The sequence below is a fragment of the Streptomyces johnsoniae genome (assembly GCF_031845565.1).
Lineage (GTDB): Bacteria > Actinomycetota > Actinomycetes > Streptomycetales > Streptomycetaceae > Streptomyces > Streptomyces johnsoniae.
Map to the genome: position 1 here is coordinate 340,707 of NZ_JAVREV010000007.1, position 16,655 is coordinate 357,361.

Here is a 16,655-nt window from a genome sequence, read left to right on the forward strand (position 1 = left end):
AGCAACTTTCCTTTAGTGGGTTTTCTTTACATGGGGGCTTCGCGGGCGATACCGCGCGGCCCCTCGGCCGTCGAGGCGACGGCCAGCGGGCCGTGCGCGTCCGTCCGCAGCACCGCCGCCCCGGCTCGGGACAGGGCCGCGAGGGTGCGCGGCGCGGGGTGGCCATACCGGTTGTCCGCGCCGCAGCTGACCAGGGCGATCCGCGGTCGCAGCCGGTCGAGCAGCGGCTGGTGCTGCGCCGCCGACCCGTGGTGCGCCACCTTCAGCACATCCACCCGCGGCAGACCGGGGCGCTCGGCCAGTAGCCGCTCCTGCGCCGGTGGCTCCAGATCACCCGGCAGGAACACCGTCAGCTCCCCGGCCCGCACCAGCAGCGTGACGCTCGCGTCGTTGGCCCCGAGCCCGGCGGCGCCCGCGCCCGCGGGCGGCCACAACACCTCCCAGCTCAGCCCCTCCCCGAGGCGGCGCCGCTCCCCCGGCACCGCGGTGAGCACCGGCACCCCCGCGTCGGCGGCCGCCCGCGCCACGAACTCCGCCTGCTCCGGCGGGTCCCGCACGGCCGTGGTCTGGACGGCGCCGACCGAACGCCCCCGCAGCACGCCGGACAGTCCCCCGACGTGATCGGCGTGGTAGTGGCTCAGGATCACCAGCGGCACCTCCCGCACCCCGAGATCCCGCAGGCACCGGTCCACGGCCGCCGGCTCGGGACCCGCGTCGACCACCAGCGCCCGGCCGGGTCCCGCCGCCAGCACCAGCGCGTCGCCCTGGCCCACGTCACACGCCACGACCCGCCAGCCCGGCGGCGGCCAGCCGGTCAGCACCCGTACCAGCGGCGGCGGGCGCAGCACGGCGAGCAGGAGCAGCAGCACGCAGACCGCCGCCGTGACCGGACGGCCGGGCAGCCGCCGCGCCAGCGCCACCGCGGCGACGGTGGCGCCCGCGAGCAGCACCGCCCCCCACCAGCCGCCCGGCCAGTCCAGCTCGGCCCCTGGCAGCGCCGCGCCAGTGCGGGCCACGGCCGCGATCCAGCGCACCGGCCAGCTCGCGATCAGGGTCAGCGCTTCGGCCGCGCCCGGCGCCGGCAGCGCCAGGGCCATCGCCGCCCAGCCGAGCACGATGACGGGGGCGACGGCGAGTCCGGCCAGCAGGTTGCACGGGATGGCGACCAGGCTGGTGGTCTCCGCGAACACGGTGACCACCGGGGCGCACACCAGCTGGGCCGCCCCCGCGGCGGCCAGCGCCTCGGCCGGCCGCCGCGGCACCCCGCGGCGGCGCAGCGCCAGGCTCCAGACCGGGGCGACGGTCAGCAGCGCACCCGTCGCCAGCACCGACAGCAGGAAGCCGAACGACCGCGCCAGGGACGGGTCGTACAGGATCAGCAGAAGGGCGGCGGCGGCCAGCGCGGGCAGCAGCGAACGGCGCCGCCCGGTGGCCAGGGCGAGCAGCAGGATGCCGGCGCAGACGGCGGCGCGCAGGACGCTGGGATCGGGGCGGCACACCAGGACGAAACCCACCACGAGCACCCCGCCGACCAGCGCCGTACTCCGCAGCGGTATGCCGAGCCGGGCCGCGAGCCCGCCCCGCTCGGCCCGCGACGCGGTGCCGGGGCTGCCGATGAGCAGGCCGAGCACGATGGCCACCTGACTGCCGCTGACCGCGACAAGGTGCGTCAGCCCGGTGGCCTGGACGGCCTCCTCCAGGTCGGCCGGCACGCCGGAGTCGTCGCCGATGACGAGCGCGGGCAACAGCACCCGGGCATCGCCCGGCAGATCCGCCGCGGCCTCACGCAGCCCGGCCCGCAGCCGCCCGGCGAACCGCTGGACCGCACTCGGCCCGCCCGTCACCGCGGGCGGCCCCGCCTCCCGCACCCGCAGGACGGATGCCAGCTCCCAGGCGCGTCCCGGCATCGGCGGCGCGGCGCGCGCGGTGGTCCGCAGGCGCGTCGAGGGCAGCAACGACAGCCAGGGCGCCGCCCGTTCGCCCTGGGCGACGACCAGGACCCGGCCGCGCAGGCTCCGCACCCCGCCGTCGGCCGTGTGCAGCCGCACGACCTGAGCCGGCAGCAGCACCGGACGGGGTGCGTCTCCCGCGGCGCCTGCCCGCCGCGCGGCCAGGACCGGATCGCCGGTGACCTCGACCTCCACGTCGACCCGCTGCCCGGCCAGGCCGGGGAGCGGCCCAGCCCTGGCCGCCGCCGCGTGCAGCCCCGCGACCGCGCCGCCCGCGGCGGCACACAGCAGCGCCATCGCCACGGCCGCCGCGAGCCGGCGGCCCGGCCGGTGCAGCCGCCACAGCAGCACCGCTCCCGCGGCGAGCAGGCAGCCCACGACGCCGAGGGCGACCGGCCGTCCCGGGGCGTCGAGGGCCAGGGCCGCGGCCGCCCAGGCCGCGGCGGCGGCCGGAACGAGACGCAGATCCGCCGGTGCCGCCCGCCGCTCCCCCGCGCGCCCCGGCCGCCCGGCCCGTGCGGCCGGGATCGCGGCGTCAGAGCGTGACACGGTCCCTCAGATCCGCGAGGCGCCGCTCACCGATCCCGGCGACCTCGCCCAACTGCTCGACGGAGGTGAAGCCCCCGTGCTCGGTGCGGAACGCGACCAGGCGCCCCGCCAGGACCGGGCCGATACCCGGCAGCTCCTGCAACTGCTCGACCGTCGCCGTGTTGAGCCGGAGGGGAGCCGCGGGGCCGCCGCCGGGCGGCGGCGCGCCCCCGGCGGGCGCGGCCGGCGCGGCCGGCTGCTCGCCGCCGACGAGGACCTGCTCGCCGTCGACCAGCACCCGGGCCCGGTTGAGCCCGTCGGCGGCATCGCCCGGCGCCCCGCCCGCGGCCTCGATCGCGTCGGCGACGCGGGAGCCCGCGGGCAGCGTGTACACGCCGGGCTCGCGGACCTCGCCCGCCACGTCGACCACGACGGACCCAGCGGCGGGCGCCCCGGACGGCGCCGCGGCGGCGTCGGCCGCGGGGCCTGCCGCCTCCGCCGCGGACTCCGCCGGGGAAGCCGCGGCACCGGAACCAGATCCGGGACCGGCACCGGAACCGGCGGACGGCGGGGCGCCGGGCGGCGCCGCCGCCTGCTCCACCGCCGTCACCGCGCGCGGGCGCCCCGTCCAGTAGTGGTGCACGGCGAACCCCGCGGCGACAACGAGCACCAGGCACAACGCGGCGACGGTCCTCGGCTCGACCCCGCAGCGCAACCGCGCCCACCCCGGCAGCCGCTCGCCCACGGCGAGCCGGACCCGTGCGCGCCATGGCAGCGGGGCCGCGGGCGGCGCCGCGTCAACGGCAGCCGGCCCGTCGGGCTCCACCCGCCCGGCCGACGACGGTGACGGCGGCGACGGCGACGGCGACGGTGGCGGTGGCGGTGGCGGCGGTGGCGGCGGTGGCGGTGGCGGCGACGGCGCTTCGGGCTGGAGCCCCGGACCCCGACCGGGACCGGGGCCGGGACCGGGACCGGGACCGGGACCGGCCGCGAACAGCGCTGCCGCGCGGCTGCGCGCCGCCTCGTCCCGGGCCGCACGGCCGCGCATCGCCCTGCGGCCCGGGCCGCTCCCGCCCCGGCCGCCCGGCGCACGACCGGCCCCCGAGCCGCGTACTCGCGTCATCTCCATGACTACAGAGAGTAATCACCACAGGTGGCACGCCGCCAGACCCGCCCCCAAATCTGTGGATAACCACTTGCATGTGGAAAACTCCGTCACCCGCCCGAGTGACCACCCCCCGCCGCGCCTCAACGCGGGGCGCCTCAACGCGGGGCGCCTCAGCGCGGGGCGACGACCGCGCCGAGCAGGCCCGGGCCCGTGTGCGCGCCGAGCACCGCGCCGACCTCGCTCACGTGCAGCTCGGCCAGCCCGGGCAGCCGACCACGCAGCCGCTCCGCCAGCTGCGTCGCCCGTTCCTCCGCCGCCAGGTGGTGCACGGCCACGTCCACCGGCCCCGCCCCCGCCTCCGCGTGCTCGACGGCCAGCTCCTCCAGCCGGGCGATCGCCCGCGACGCCGTCCTGACCCGTTCCAGCGGCTCGATGCGCCCGTCGGCCAGTTGCAGCAGCGGCTTCACCGCGAGCGCCGAGCCGAACAGCGCCTGCGCCGTGCCGATCCGGCCGCCGCGCCGCAGGTGTTCCAGGGTGTCGACGTAGAAGTAGGCGCGGGTGGCCTCGGCCCGTTTGACGGCCGCCGCGACCGCCTCGTCCGCCGTGCCGCCCGCCGCTGCCGCCTCCGCCGCGGCGAGCACGCTGAACCCGAGCGCCATCGCGATCATGCCGCTGTCCACGACGCGCACCGGGACCGGCGCCTCCCGCGCCGCGAGCACCGCCGCGTCGTGCGTGCCGGAGATCTCCGAGGACAGGTGCAGCGAGACCACACCGTTCGCGCCCGCCTCGGCCGCCGCCCGGTAGGCCGCGGCGAACGTCTCGGGGCCCGGCCTCGACGTCGTCACCGGCTGCCGCTGCTGCAACGCCCGCGTGAGCCGCCGCGCGGCCTCCCCCGTGCCGTCCTCGTGCGCGGTGCCGCCGAGCACCACCGTCAGCGGAACGACGGTGATCCCGTGGCGCGCGACGGCCGCCCGCGGCAGATAGGCCGTGGAATCGGTGACGATGGCGAGGGAGCGGGACATAGACCGGAGACTAGCGGAGCGCGGCGGAACGGCCCCGGTCGCCCGGGTCCCGCTCCCGGCGGCTACGCCTCCTCCTCCGCCTTCCGGAAGCGCCGGGAGAGCCGCGAAGGCCGGGAGGAATCCCCGGCACCGGGGGCCCCCGGAGCTTCGGGAACCTCCTCGCCCTTCGGGCCCTTCGGCACGTCCGAGGAAGCCCCCAAGAGATCCGAGGCACCCGAAGCACCCGAAGCACCGGACGCATCCGGCGCGTCCCGCAGCTCCCGCGCGGCGTCCTGCGGCTTGCGCAGCCCGGAGGGCCCCGCCGCGGCTCCCGGCCCCGGCACCGCCGCCCCGGTGCCCTGCACGCCCTGCACGCCCTGCGATCCGTCGCCGCCCTCCACCGGGTCCCAGTGGCGCAGCGCGCTCGCCTCCATGCCGATCTGCTGGTGGAGGGCGTCGAGGGCCTCCGCGTCGTGCCGCCCGGCCCGTTCCTGCGCGGCGAAGCGCAGCGCGTCCGCGGACCGCTTGATGTCCTCGGCGCGCTTGCGCAGCTCCGGCATCCTGGCGGCGATCCGTGCCCGGTCCGGCTCCCCGGACATCAACGCGCTCAACTCGCCGTCCAGCTGCCGGTAGTGGCCGTCGAGCCGGCCGAGCAGCGCCAGCGCCTCGCCCAGCGCCGGGTCGTCCTCGGTGCCGAGCCGCAGGGTGTTCCGCGTGCCCTCGATGCAGGCCCGCAGCTCCTTGCGCGTGCGCGCCAGCTCACCCACCATGCCGGGCTGCGCCGCGCGCGCGGCGAGCGTGGCGTCGCTGACCGTGCGGCGCACTTCCCGCCCGGCGCGCTGGATGCCGCGTTTGGCGGCGCGCACCCCTCGTACCACCGCGACCACGCACATCACGACGGACAGGAGCAACAGCGCCAGCAGGGCGAAAGCTATCTCCATAAGTCCCCAGAGTAAGACGCCTTCGGGCCCTTCGAACCGGAACGAGCCGATACCCGCCCCCGAACGTTCCCTCCTCCGTGCCCGGCCCGCCCGTCACACCAGGTCAGCGAGCCAGAAAACGGAGAAGGGAACGGAGAAGGGAACGGACACGGACCAACTCACACCGGAACGATCACGCCGGAACGATGTTGACCAGCTTCGGCGCGCGGACGATCACCTTCCGGACCGCGCCGCCGCCCAGCGCGTCGACGATCGCGGGTGCGCCCAGCGCCAGCGCCTCCAGGTCGGCCTCGGACACCGTCGGCGCCACCTCCAGCCTGGCCCGCACCTTGCCCCTGATCTGCACCACGCACGTGACCGTCTCGTCTACCACGAACGCCGGGTCGGCCACGGGGAAGTCCGCGGCCGTCACGCTGTCCTCGTGCCCCAGCCGGCGCCACAGCTCCTCGGCGACATGCGGCGCCAGCGGGGCGATCAGCAGCACCAGCGTCTCGGCCGCCTCCCGCGGCACCCGGCCGCCGGCCTTGGTGACGTGGTTGTTCAGCTCGGTGATCTTGGCGATGGCCGTGTTGAACCGCAGCTGCTCCAGGTCCTGCCGCACCCCGTCGATCGCCTTGTGCATGGCCCGCAGCGTCGCCTCGTCCGGCGCCTCGTCGGCCACCGCCGGCTCGCCGGTGGCCTCGTCCAGCACGTTGCGCCACAGGCGTTGCAGCAGCCGGTACTGGCCGACGACCGCCCGGGTCTCCCACGGCCTCGACACGTCCAGCGGGCCCATCGCCATCTCGTACAGCCGCAGCGTGTCCGCCCCGTACGCGGCGAAGATCTCGTCCGGCGAGACCACGTTCTTCAGCGACTTGCCGATCTTGCCCAGCTCGCGCGTCACCGGCTCGCCCGCGTGGACCCAGCCGCCGTCGTGCTCCTCGACCTCGGCCGCGGGCACCGGGAAGCCGCGGGCGTCCCGGTAGACGTACGCCTGGATCATGCCCTGGTTGTACAGCTTGTGGTAGGGCTCGGGGGACGACACGTGCCCCAGGTCGAACAGCACCTTCTGCCAGAACCGCGCGTACAGCAGGTGCAGCACCGCGTGCTCGGAGCCGCCGACGTACAGGTCGACGCCGCCGGTGGGCATGCCCTCGCGCGGGCCCATCCAGTAGCGCTCGATCTCCGGGTCGACCAGCTTCTCGGCGTTGAACGGGTCCAGGTAGCGCAGCTGGTACCAGCAGGAACCCGCCCAGTTGGGCATGGTGTTGGTCTCCCTGCGGTACTTCTTCGGCCCGTCGCCCAGGTCCAGGGTGACGTTCACCCACTCCTCGTTGCGCGACAGCGGCGTCTCCGGCCGGGTGTCCGCGTCGTCCGGGTCGAACGTGCGCGGCGCGTAGTCGTCGACCTCTGGCAGCTCCAGCGGCAGCATCGACTCGGGCAGCGCGTGGGCCACGCCGTCCTCGTCGTAGACGACGGGGAACGGCTCGCCCCAGTACCGCTGGCGGCTGAACAGCCAGTCGCGCAGCCGGAAGTTGACGGTCCCCTCGCCCAGACCGCGCTCCGCCAGCCAGACGTTGACCCGCGCCTTGGCCGAGGCGACGTCCAGGCCGTCCAGGGACAACTTGCCGGCCGCCGAGTTGACGATGCGGGCGTCCTTCGCATTGAACGAGTCGTCCCACGCGGCCGGGTCGGTACCGCGCCCGTCCGTCGGCTCGACGACGCAGCGCATCGGCAGCTCGAAGGCGCGGGCGAACGCGAAGTCCCGGCTGTCGTGCGCGGGAACGGCCATGATCGCGCCGGTGCCGTACCCCAGCAGCACGTAGTCCGCGATGAAGACGGGGATGCGCTCCCCGGTGGCCGGGTTGACGGCGAAGGCGCCGGTGAAGACGCCCGTCTTCTCCCGTGCCTCGGCCTGCCGCTCCAGGTCGGACTTGGCGGCCGCCTGCTTGCGGTAGGCCGCGACCGCGTCGCGCGGCGTGGCGTGCCCGCCGGTCCACGCCTGCCGCGTGTCCGCGGGCCAGGACTCGGGGACGACCGTGTCGATCAGGGGGTGTTCGGGCGCCAGGACCATGTAGGTCGCGCCGAACAGCGTGTCCTGCCGCGTGGTGAAGACGGTGATCGTCTCCTCGCGGACCCCGCCCGCCGCGTGCGCCAGCGGGAAGTCCAGCCGGGCGCCCTCGGAACGGCCGATCCAGTTCCGCTGCTGGATCTTGATGGCGGCCGGCCAGTCGACCGTGTCCAGGTCGTCGATCAGCCGGTCCGCGTAGGCGGTGATCCGCATGTTCCACTGGCGCAGCTTGGCCTTGAAGACGGGGAAGTTGCCGCGTTCGGAACGGCCGTCCGCGGTCACCTCCTCGTTCGCCAGCACCGTGCCCAGGCCGGGGCACCAGTTCACCGGCGCGTCCGAGGCGTAGGCCAGACGGTGGCCGCTCAGCACGTCCGCGCGCTCGGCGGCGGTCAGCTCGGCCCAGGGCCTGCCGTCCGGGGTGGCGCGCTCGCCCGCGGCGAACTGCGCCACCAGCACCTCGATGGGCCGCGCCCGGCCCGCGTCGCGGTCGTACCAGGAGTTGAAGATCTGGACGAAGATCCACTGAGTCCAGCGGTAGTAGTCCGGATCGATCGTGGCGAACGAACGCCGCAGGTCGTAGCCCAGGCCCAGACGGCGCAGCTGCGTGCGGTAGGTCCGCATGTTGGCCTCGGTGGACACCCGCGGATGGGTGCCGGTCTGCACCGCGTACTGCTCCGCGGGCAGCCCGAAGGCGTCGAAGCCCAGGGTGTGCAGCACATTGTGCCCGTTCATCCGCTGGAAGCGGGCGTAGACATCGGTGGCGATGTAGCCCAGCGGGTGGCCGACGTGCAGGCCCGCGCCCGAGGGGTACGGGAACATGTCCATGATGAACTTCTTGGGCCGGTCCGCCCGGCCCGTGCCGTCCGCCAGCTCACCCGTCGGGTTGGGCGTCTCGTAGGTGCCGTGCCGCTCCCAGTAGTCCTGCCAGCGTGCCTCGATGTCCGCGGCCAGGGCGGCGTCGTACCTGTGTGTCTCGCTCATCGTCCTCGAAGCTCCATCGGTCGTCATCTGCCATGCCATGAAAAAACCCCCCGCTCAGGAGGGGTGGCCGCGCCGACGTCGATCGTGGTCAGCGCGGCTGCATAAGCAGAAGGCGTACAGCACGCATGGCGACAGGGTAGCGCACTCGGTGAAACCCGGCCGGGCGCGGGGCGCCCGTAATGCCCAGTTCGGTGGGCCGTGTCACACGCTGATCGGAAACGGTCCAGACCGGCGTCCGCTTCTCGTCATGTCGGCCGGAAACGCTCGCAGCCGTTCCATGAAAGGGCGGAGGCCGCAGTGAGAGCAGTGACCGAAGTTTCCCGGGTGTCCCGAGTGAAGAAGCAGGTCTGGCGGGCGACGGCGGTGGCGGCGTTCGGCTGCCTCGCGCTGACCCTGGCACCGGCGGCCGCGCAGGCGGACGAAGGGAATGAGGGGAACGCGGGGAACGAAGGACCCGCCGTCCTCGCCCACCGCGGTTCGTCCGGCATGGCGCCGGAGAACACCGCGGCGGCCACGGACCTCGCCATCGCGCAGGGCGCCGACTTCGTCGAGATCGACGTCCAGCGAACGAAGGACGGCCGGCTGGTCAACTTCCACGACTGCACGATGGAGCGCACCACCAACGTGGAGGAGGTGTACCCGGGCCGTTCCAGCTACCGCGTCTCGGACTTCACCTGGGCGCAGCTGCGCCGACTGGACGCGGGCTCGTGGTTCCACGAAAACTTCGCGGGGGAACGGATCATCACGGTGAACGACGTGATCCGCCGCGTCGATCGCAGCAACGGCGCGACCGGGCTGCTGGCCGAGATCAGCCCCTGTGCGCACTACGAGGGTCTTGCGGACGACCTGGCCGAGACGCTGTGGGGGAAGCCGCGCTTCACCGAACGGGCGCTGGCCGCCGGGCGGCTGGGCGTTCAGTCCTTCGAACTGGACGACGCCCAGGCGTTCCACGGCCTGATGCCCGAGGTGCCGATCGGCTTCCTCACCGCCGAACGGCCCACCGAGGAGGAGCTGGTGACCCTCGGCACGTGGGCCGACCAGGTCAACCCGCAGTACACGGTCACCGACCAGGAGCTGGTGGACCGCGTCCACGAGCTGGGCATGGCCATCAACGTGTGGACCGTCAACGAGCCGGGGGCCATGCGCACGATGGCGGGCCTCGGCGTGGACGGCATCATCACCGACTACCCGCAGTCGCTGACCCAGCGCTGAACGGGCACGGCTCACGGGAGGCGGCCCCGCGGGGCCGCCTCCCGGCGCGTGGTCAGCCGAGCGCGCCCGCCACCTCTTCGCGCAGCTGCGGCAGCATGTCGTGGAGGACGCCGGGGCACAGCGTGTTCCCGAAGTCCTTGTGGCCGTAGATCTCGGTCGGTGGGACGGCGTACTGCTGGCACACGTACGCGCACAGGCCCACCAGCACGTCCCACTGCGCGGCCGGCGGCGTCGCACCGTCGTGGTAGGCGCCCTCATTGGCGATGCCGATGCCCCGGTCGTTCTGCCCCGAGGTGTGCGCGCCGAACACGAAGCCGGTGCCGCCGTTCAGCGCCTCAAGGCTCCGGTGCCTGCCCTCGGTGATCCAACCGCCGCGGCTGACCAGGAAGTTGTACCCGGTGTCCACCCAGCCGTTGCCGTCCATGTGCAGGTCCTGGACCCAGTGCGCGTGGGAGTGGGCCTGGGCGCGCGAGAAGTCCGAGGTGTTGTCGCTCACGGTGTGGTGGACGACGATCATGCTCGGCCGGTACGGCAGGACGGAGATGTTGCCGCCCGGTGGCCGCGCGTTCCACTGCGCCGTGCCGTCGATGTCGGGCTCGACGGCCTGGGCCGCCGACGCGGCGCCTGGCAGGGCGACGGCGGCGGCGGTGCCCGCCGCGGCGGCGAACAGCAGCCGGCGCCGGATCGAAAAGTCGCGGACCACGGGTGCTCCTTCGAGAACGGGGTGGAGCCGGGTGGGAGCCGGCTCCACCGCGAGCGTGGGGGTTTCTCAGGGCGTGTTACCGATGTCGGACCGTGTCAGGCCGCCGTGTCAGGCCGTGTTGTTGGCCAGGGCCAGCAGCCGTTCCCTCGACCCGTTGAACTTGTTGCGGTCGACGTCACCCGAGACGCCGCCGACCCTGCCGGTGGCGGTGTACTGCCACACCGTCCACGTGGGGAACCCGGCGGGGATGGTGGGGCTGCCCGTGGTCCAGTGGGCGACCCACAGCGGGGACTTGGCGGCCATGCCGGTCCAGCTCCCGGTGCAGGTGTTCCACCAGCTCGCCGTCGTGTAGATGACGATGTCACGGCTGGTGCGCGCCTTGTAGGTGTTGTAGAAGTCGTTGATCCAGGTGCGCATCTGCGTGGTGGACAGGCCGTAGCACATCGCCCCGTACGGGTTGTGCTCGATGTCCAGCACGCCCGGCAGGGTGAGGTTGTCGCGCGACCAGGCGCCCCCGTTGGAAGCGAAGTAGTTCGCCTGGGTGGCTCCGTTGGAGACGTTGGGACGCGCGAAGTGGTAGGCGCCGCGGATGACACCCGCGGCGTGGGCCGCCGGGTAGTTGGTGTTGAAGCGCGAGTCCTTGAAGTTGGTGCCCTCGGTGGCCTTCATCCAGGCGAACTGGATGCCCGCGTTGCGCACGGAGCCCCAGTTGATCGCACCTTGCCAGTGCGAGATGTCGATGCCCTGGACGCCCGTGGTGTCGAGCGGAAGCACGGGCTCGCCGCCGGTCGGGTCCTCGCCCTCGTGGATGAGGGCGCCCGCGCCCATGAACGCCTCGCCCGGCTCGATGGAGCCGAAGGCGGGCGCCGGGGTCGCGTCGGCCGGGGTGGCCGCGGCCGCGGAGGGCGCGGTCAGCAGCATGGCGAAAACTGCCGTGAAGACGCCGGCCGCGGTGGCGGCACGCCACCTGAGCTTCGGCAGGGGGGATCTGAGGGTAAGCATGACTGACTCCTGGTACGTCGCGGACGGGGGGGACGGATCAGCAGCACTTTGACGCGGCCACGTCATTAGTGACGCACGTAGACCCCGCTGACGGGAAGGGCCTTCGGGGGATCTCTATGGTCTAACCCTGTGAAAAAGAGATGCGCCTGCGGCGATGACACGCGGGAGACGAGAACTTTCACCCACTGAAGGGCCGCACCTCCCTGCCGCACCGCCACCCGACCGCCGCACCGCCACCCGATCGCCGTACCCGGGCACCCACCGCCCACCGCCCGCCTCCGGCCCGGCGGCGCGGCGGGCCCGCGCTACGCGCCGGGGACCGGGGGCCCGCCGAGCTTGTGCAGCACCCGGTCCCTGAGCAGCTCGTACTCCTCCCGGAGCCGCACGAAGGTCGGCGGCCTCGGCACGACCACACCCTCCGTGACGATCTCCTCCGGGCCGAACTGCTCGCGGGTCAGGTCTACTTCGACTCCGAGACCCAGCCGGTTCCACCAGTGGTAGTCCGTGCGCTCACCGTCCACCATGACCTCGCCGCGCAGCAGCTCGCCCCCGAGCAGGTCGTTGATCACCATGGCGGTCACCCCGCACTGGTCCCGCGACGGATTGTCCTGGCTCCAGTGCGGCCGGTGGGCGGGCGTCGCGGTGTCGGCCCCCCAGCTGCTGCGCACGGCCCGTTCGATATCGGCGAGAAGCAACGGTGTCGTCATACCGGCATCCTCGCACCGGCCACTGACAACCGCGGAGCTGAGCCGAGCTGAGCCGAGCTGAGCCGAGCTGGGGAAACTCACAGGGAAACGTCGAGTCGCGCCGCGTGAAGCCGCTCGTAGAAGGGCCGGTGGTGAGCGGCGAACCGGGCCAGCTCGGCGGAGTTCTCGACGGTGCGCGTGTACACGCGTGCGCGCCGTTCCAGGCCGGAGCTGGCTTGTACGTCGGCGTGCCAACGCGCGGACCGCCGCCACTCGGGGCGTTCGCCTGGCTCCCAGCTCAGCGCCCGCGGGATGAACGGCAGCCCGACGGCCGCGCAGTAGGCCGCCATCGTCGCTGCGGGCCGTGCCACGAGGTCGTCGGAGTCGATGACGACCGGCGGGTTCCCGCCGGCGTCACGCACCGCGGTGTACAGCTCGTACAGCGCCTGGAGCCCGATCGCGTTGATGCTCATGTCGGGGTACAGCGCGTAGTAGGACGCCGCGATCTCCTCGGGACGGCGGATGAGGAAGGTGTGCCGGCCCTCGGCGAGGAACCGCCGGTCGGCGAGGACTTCCCGGTGCCGGTTGTCGGTCGTGTCCTTGAGGAAGACGGTGACGCCGCCCGTCTCGTCACGCAGCCAGGCGAGGAGCGCCCGGGGCGAGTCGAACGTCCGGCCGTCGACGTCCGTTTCCCCGAAGCCCGCCAGATTGCAGAAGGGCTCGTGGAGAGCGATCAGGTCGCCTCGTTCGAGCATGGAACGGAAGAAGGCCGTCGAGCGGGCCCGGGGCGCGCTCCACAATGCGAACACCGGCATGCGCGCAGCGTATCCCGGCTCCGCCGGCCGGCTCACCTCGAACGGGTCCGCGACGCGGAGGCGTTCGAGGTGAGCCGGGCGATGCCCCAGGCGACGAGGCCGCTGACCGCCCCGACCAGGACGCCGGTGAACAGGCTGCTCGGCACGGCGAAGACGCGCAGGATGACGGTCTGCGCCGTGGGGTCGAGGTCGCTCAGGTTCCCGCCGAGAGCGGGCGGATCGTCGCCGAAACTCCGCTCCCAGAACAGCTGGTGCCCCAGCGCCAGCAGCACCCCGTAGGCGAGTCCGACCGCCAGGAGGGTGAGGAACGGGTTGGCCACGCGCCTCCACCACGCGACCGCGACCCAGATCACCGGGGGTCCGAAGACGAACAGGGCGTTGACCGCCGTCCCTTCCTCGATGACGTCCAGATCGTGCAGCACGACGCGCGGCGCCGCGATCAGCGCGAGGCCGATCACGGCCACCGGCGGCAGGCCGAGGGTCCGGCCGCGCCCGGCCGCCGGGCGACGCGACGGCTGGTGCGGCTGATGCGGCCAGTGCGGTGGCCAGTGCGGTGGCCGGTGCGGTGGCCGGTGGTGCGGCTGCTGCGGTGGCTGGTCCGGGAAGGGCATGGCGCCACGCTAGGAACGGCACCGCCCGCGCCGCGTCCGCGGCGCGGCGCGAGCCCGGTACGTTCCCGGGCGACATCCGGTGTCGCTTTCCGTCGCTTTCCGTCGCTGCCGCGGTCCGCCGGGCCCGCCGTAGGGTGAAGCCGTGGTCAGTGAGCGACGGGAACGGCGGGGCGCGGCGCTGCCGCCCTGGGCGGTCGACGCCCTGCTCGGCGCGGCGGTCTGCCTCGTTCTCTCCCTCGTCATCTCCGCCGACCAGGGCGGGCGGCACGGTCCGGACGCGCCGGCGTACCTGTGGGCGGCGGGGCTCGGGGCCCTGATGCTCGCGCGCCGCCGCCACCCCGGGGTCGTGCTCGCCGTCACCGCGCTCGGGCTGTGCGCGTACTACGCCGCGGGCTACCCGGCCGTCGGGGTCGCCGTTCCGGTCGCCGCCGCGCTGTTCTCCGCCGCCGAGTTCGGGCGGCTGGCCCTCGCCGTCGTCACCACGGCGGCCGTGCTCGCGGTGTCGCTGTTCTTCCGCCTGCTCGAGGGCCAGGACTTCTCGTTCGTCGTCGGCTACGAGCTTGCCGGGCACGTGCTGCTCATGGCCGCGGCCATCGCCCTCGGGGACAGCCTCAGGTCGCGCCGCTCGGTGCAGGCGGGGGCCCGGCGGATCGCCGACCTCGCCGCCGAACGGTCCCGGCAGGACGCGGACGCGCGCCTCCACGCCGAACGCCTGGCCATCGCCCGCGAGTTGCACGACTCCATCGGCCACACCACGTCCGTCATCTCCCTCCACGCCGACGTCGCGCGCGAATCCCTCGGGCGCGACGAGGCGCAGACCCGCGCGGCGCTCGGCCTCATCAAGTCGGCCACCACGCACACCATGACCGAGCTGCGGCGGACCGTCGCCCTGCTGCGCGAGCCGGGCGAGGGCGGGCGCACGGTCGTCTCCCTGGCCAACGTCGAGAGCCTGCGCGTGTCCGCCTCGGCCGCCGGTGTCGACGTCGACCTGCACGTCGACCTCGACGGCGCCCACGGCGGCACCCTCGACGGACTGCCCGCCACGGTGAACGCCTCCGCGTTCCGCATCGTGCAGGAGGCGGTGACCAACATCGTGCGGCACTCCCGCGGCAGCCGCGCGCGCATCAGTGTGCGCGCCGACGGCGACGTGCTGCGCCTGACCGTGTCCGACGACGGGCCGCCAGGGCCAGGCGGGCCGGATGGGCCGGGTGGGCCGGATGGGCCGACCGGCGCGGCCGGCCGGGGCCACGGCATCGCGGGCATGCGCGAACGGGCCGAGGCGCTCGGCGGCACCCTGACGGCCGGGCCCGAGGACGCCGGCTTCGTGGTGCGGGCCGTGCTGCCCCTGGAACGGCCCGCGGGGCGGCCGGCATGACCGACGTCGTCGTCGTGGACGACCAGGACCTGGTGCGCGTGGGCCTGCGCGTCCTGCTGGGCAATGACCCGCGGATCAGGGTCGTGGGCGAGGCGGCGGACGGCGCGGCCGCGCTCCCCCTCGTGCGCCGGACGCGCCCCGACGTCGTGCTCATGGACATCAGGATGCCGGGCATGGACGGGCTCGCGGCCACCGCGGCGCTCCGCGCCGACCCGGGCCTGGCCGGCACCCGGGTGGTGATCCTGACGACGTTCGACGACGACACGGACATTCTCGAAGCGATCGGCCTCGGCGCCGCCGGCTACCTGCTGAAGGACACGCCGTCCGACGAACTGCGCCGCGCCGTGCACACGGCCGCGGCCGGCGGCAATCTCCTGTCGCCCCCGATCGCGCGGCGCGTCATGGAGCACCTCGCCCGCGCCCCGCGGCCCCCCGCCCCCGATCCGCGGCTGGCCGCGCTGACCGAACGGGAACGCGCCGTGCTGACGCGGATCGGCCACGGCGACGCGAACGACGAGATCGCCGCCGCGCTCCACATCAGCCCGGCGACCGCGCGCACCTACGTCAGCCGCATCCTGGCCAAGCTGCACGCCCGCGACCGCACCGCGCTGGCCGTTCTGGCCCACCGCTCCGGCCTGGTCACCCCCGAGGGCCCGCCGGGTCCGCGGGCCGGTGGCCGATGAACATGGTGCGCCCCTGCCCGCCGCTCTCGCGCGCGGTGGAGACCTCGAACCCGGCCGCGCCGAGCAGCCGTTGCCACTCGGCGACCGTGAACAGGCCGGTGACGTGCGTCTCGTGCACGGTGCGAATGGTGCCGTCGGCGTCCCGCAGGGTGAACGTGTACTCGGTGCGCGCCGTCGTCGCGCCCGGTTCGCGCGGCAGGCGCCACTCCAGGTACCGGACGCCGCTGCCGTCCTCGGCATCGCTGCCGCCGCAGTCGGTCACCGGCTCGAAGGTGTCGGCGACGTGGTCGGGGAAGAAGACGGCGACGCCGCCGGGGCGGCAGTGCTCGAACGCCGTGCGGAAGGCGGCCGACAGGTCCCGCGGCGTGGTCATGTAGTCGACCGCGTCGTGCACCAGCACCGCGTCGAACGTGCGGCCGAGCCGCACGTCGCGCATGTCCCCGAGCACGTGCGAGGCCGCCGGGTTGAGTTGGCGGGAGACGGCCAGCATGCCGGGCGAGAGGTCGACGAGCGTCATCGTGTGCCGGGGCAGCAGATGGTGGGCGAGATGCCCGCCGCCGCTGCCCAGTTCGAGCACGTGGCGGACGGGATGCCCGGCCAGCCCGAACAGTTCGACGGCGGCCCGCGCGTCGTCCTCGTACACCTCGACGGGGGAAATGAGCGGCCACCAGCCGGCGAGATCCCCGTACAGCCGCGCGGCCGGACCGGCAGTCGTCACATCAACCCGATCTTCCCCCGCCGGTACCCGTGCCCGTGAACGCCGCCGACGGCACAGCCGGCGCCCCGCCCGGGATCATAGCCCCGCCCCGTGACGCCGGGGCGCCGCGGCGCCGCAGGTTGGCGGCCGAGCCGACCCCTGCCAGTGGCCATCGCGGGCCCGCGCCGCCCTCGCGGACGGCGAGTACGGACCCCAGACACGGCGGGCGATGGCCTGGCCCCGCCACGACAACCACAACGGCAGCTGGAACGGCAGGTGCGTCCTGGTGCTGTGTCCTGAGGCTCGGTGTCCT

14 protein-coding genes are annotated in these 16,655 nt (G+C 74.3%); 3 read left to right on the forward strand and 11 right to left on the reverse strand.

Features of this window, described 5'->3' with window-relative positions:
- Positions 1-26 precede the first annotated feature (26 nt).
- From RM779_RS15615 to leuS, 5 genes are all read right to left on the reverse strand, one after another.
- Positions 27-2,498, reverse strand: a complete 2,472-nt coding sequence (locus RM779_RS15615; protein WP_311618295.1) for a ComEC/Rec2 family competence protein — start codon at positions 2,496-2,498, stop codon at positions 27-29.
- Positions 2,485-3,303: a ComEA family DNA-binding protein gene (locus RM779_RS15620; protein ID WP_311618296.1), complete on the reverse strand. Its 819-nt coding sequence runs from the start codon at positions 3,301-3,303 to the stop codon at positions 2,485-2,487. Before RM779_RS15620 ends, RM779_RS15615 begins: the two co-directional genes overlap by 14 nt.
- A 452-nt stretch (positions 3,304-3,755) precedes the next feature.
- Positions 3,756-4,607 (reverse strand): DegV family protein, encoded by an 852-nt coding sequence (locus RM779_RS15625; RefSeq protein WP_311618297.1) that lies wholly within the window; start codon positions 4,605-4,607, stop codon positions 3,756-3,758.
- A 62-nt stretch (positions 4,608-4,669) separates the two neighbouring features.
- Positions 4,670-5,527 carry a hypothetical protein gene (locus tag RM779_RS15630; protein WP_311618298.1) on the reverse strand — a complete coding sequence of 286 codons (858 nt, stop codon included), beginning with the start codon at positions 5,525-5,527 and terminating at the stop codon, positions 4,670-4,672.
- 172 nt (positions 5,528-5,699) lie between these two features.
- The gene (gene leuS / locus RM779_RS15635; protein WP_311618299.1) at positions 5,700-8,558 is read right to left on the reverse strand and encodes a leucine--tRNA ligase; all 2,859 of its coding nucleotides are present in this window, start codon (positions 8,556-8,558) and stop codon (positions 5,700-5,702) included.
- Positions 8,559-8,891: 333 nt separating this feature from the next.
- Between leuS and RM779_RS15640 the strand changes: the two genes are divergently transcribed.
- The gene (locus RM779_RS15640; RefSeq protein ID WP_311618300.1) at positions 8,892-9,770 is read left to right on the forward strand and encodes a glycerophosphodiester phosphodiesterase; all 879 of its coding nucleotides are present in this window, start codon (positions 8,892-8,894) and stop codon (positions 9,768-9,770) included.
- A gap of 52 nt (positions 9,771-9,822) precedes the next feature.
- Here RM779_RS15640 and RM779_RS15645 read toward each other — a convergent pair whose 3' ends face one another.
- The 5 genes from RM779_RS15645 to RM779_RS15665 all read right to left on the reverse strand — a co-directional run bounded on the left by RM779_RS15645 (position 9,823) and on the right by RM779_RS15665 (position 13,587).
- Positions 9,823-10,473, reverse strand: a complete 651-nt coding sequence (locus RM779_RS15645) for a peptidoglycan recognition protein family protein (protein ID WP_311618301.1) — start codon at positions 10,471-10,473, stop codon at positions 9,823-9,825.
- 108 nt (positions 10,474-10,581) lie between these two features.
- On the reverse strand, positions 10,582-11,475 hold the full coding sequence (locus RM779_RS15650; protein WP_311618302.1) for a lysozyme: 894 nt from the start codon (positions 11,473-11,475) through the stop codon (positions 10,582-10,584).
- Positions 11,476-11,780: 305 nt separating this feature from the next.
- On the reverse strand, positions 11,781-12,182 hold the full coding sequence (locus tag RM779_RS15655; RefSeq protein WP_311618303.1) for a YunG family protein: 402 nt from the start codon (positions 12,180-12,182) through the stop codon (positions 11,781-11,783).
- A 77-nt stretch (positions 12,183-12,259) separates the two neighbouring features.
- Positions 12,260-12,976 (reverse strand): sulfotransferase-like domain-containing protein, encoded by a 717-nt coding sequence (locus RM779_RS15660; RefSeq protein WP_311618304.1) that lies wholly within the window; start codon positions 12,974-12,976, stop codon positions 12,260-12,262.
- Positions 12,977-13,008: 32 nt separating this feature from the next.
- The gene (locus tag RM779_RS15665) at positions 13,009-13,587 is read right to left on the reverse strand and encodes a hypothetical protein (protein WP_311618305.1); all 579 of its coding nucleotides are present in this window, start codon (positions 13,585-13,587) and stop codon (positions 13,009-13,011) included.
- Positions 13,588-13,729: 142 nt separating this feature from the next.
- Between RM779_RS15665 and RM779_RS15670 the strand changes: the two genes are divergently transcribed.
- Both RM779_RS15670 and RM779_RS15675 read left to right on the forward strand, forming a co-directional pair.
- Entirely contained in the window at positions 13,730-14,962 is a 1,233-nt protein-coding gene (locus RM779_RS15670; RefSeq protein ID WP_311618306.1) for a sensor histidine kinase, read from the forward strand.
- On the forward strand, positions 14,959-15,645 hold the full coding sequence (locus RM779_RS15675; protein ID WP_311618307.1) for a response regulator transcription factor: 687 nt from the start codon (positions 14,959-14,961) through the stop codon (positions 15,643-15,645). The genes RM779_RS15670 and RM779_RS15675 overlap by 4 nt, the downstream gene beginning before the upstream one ends.
- Here the strand turns inward: RM779_RS15675 and RM779_RS15680 are convergent.
- Positions 15,602-16,363 carry a class I SAM-dependent methyltransferase gene (locus RM779_RS15680; RefSeq protein WP_311618308.1) on the reverse strand — a complete coding sequence of 254 codons (762 nt, stop codon included), beginning with the start codon at positions 16,361-16,363 and terminating at the stop codon, positions 15,602-15,604. The genes RM779_RS15675 and RM779_RS15680 overlap by 44 nt on opposite strands.
- Positions 16,364-16,655 lie beyond the last annotated feature (292 nt).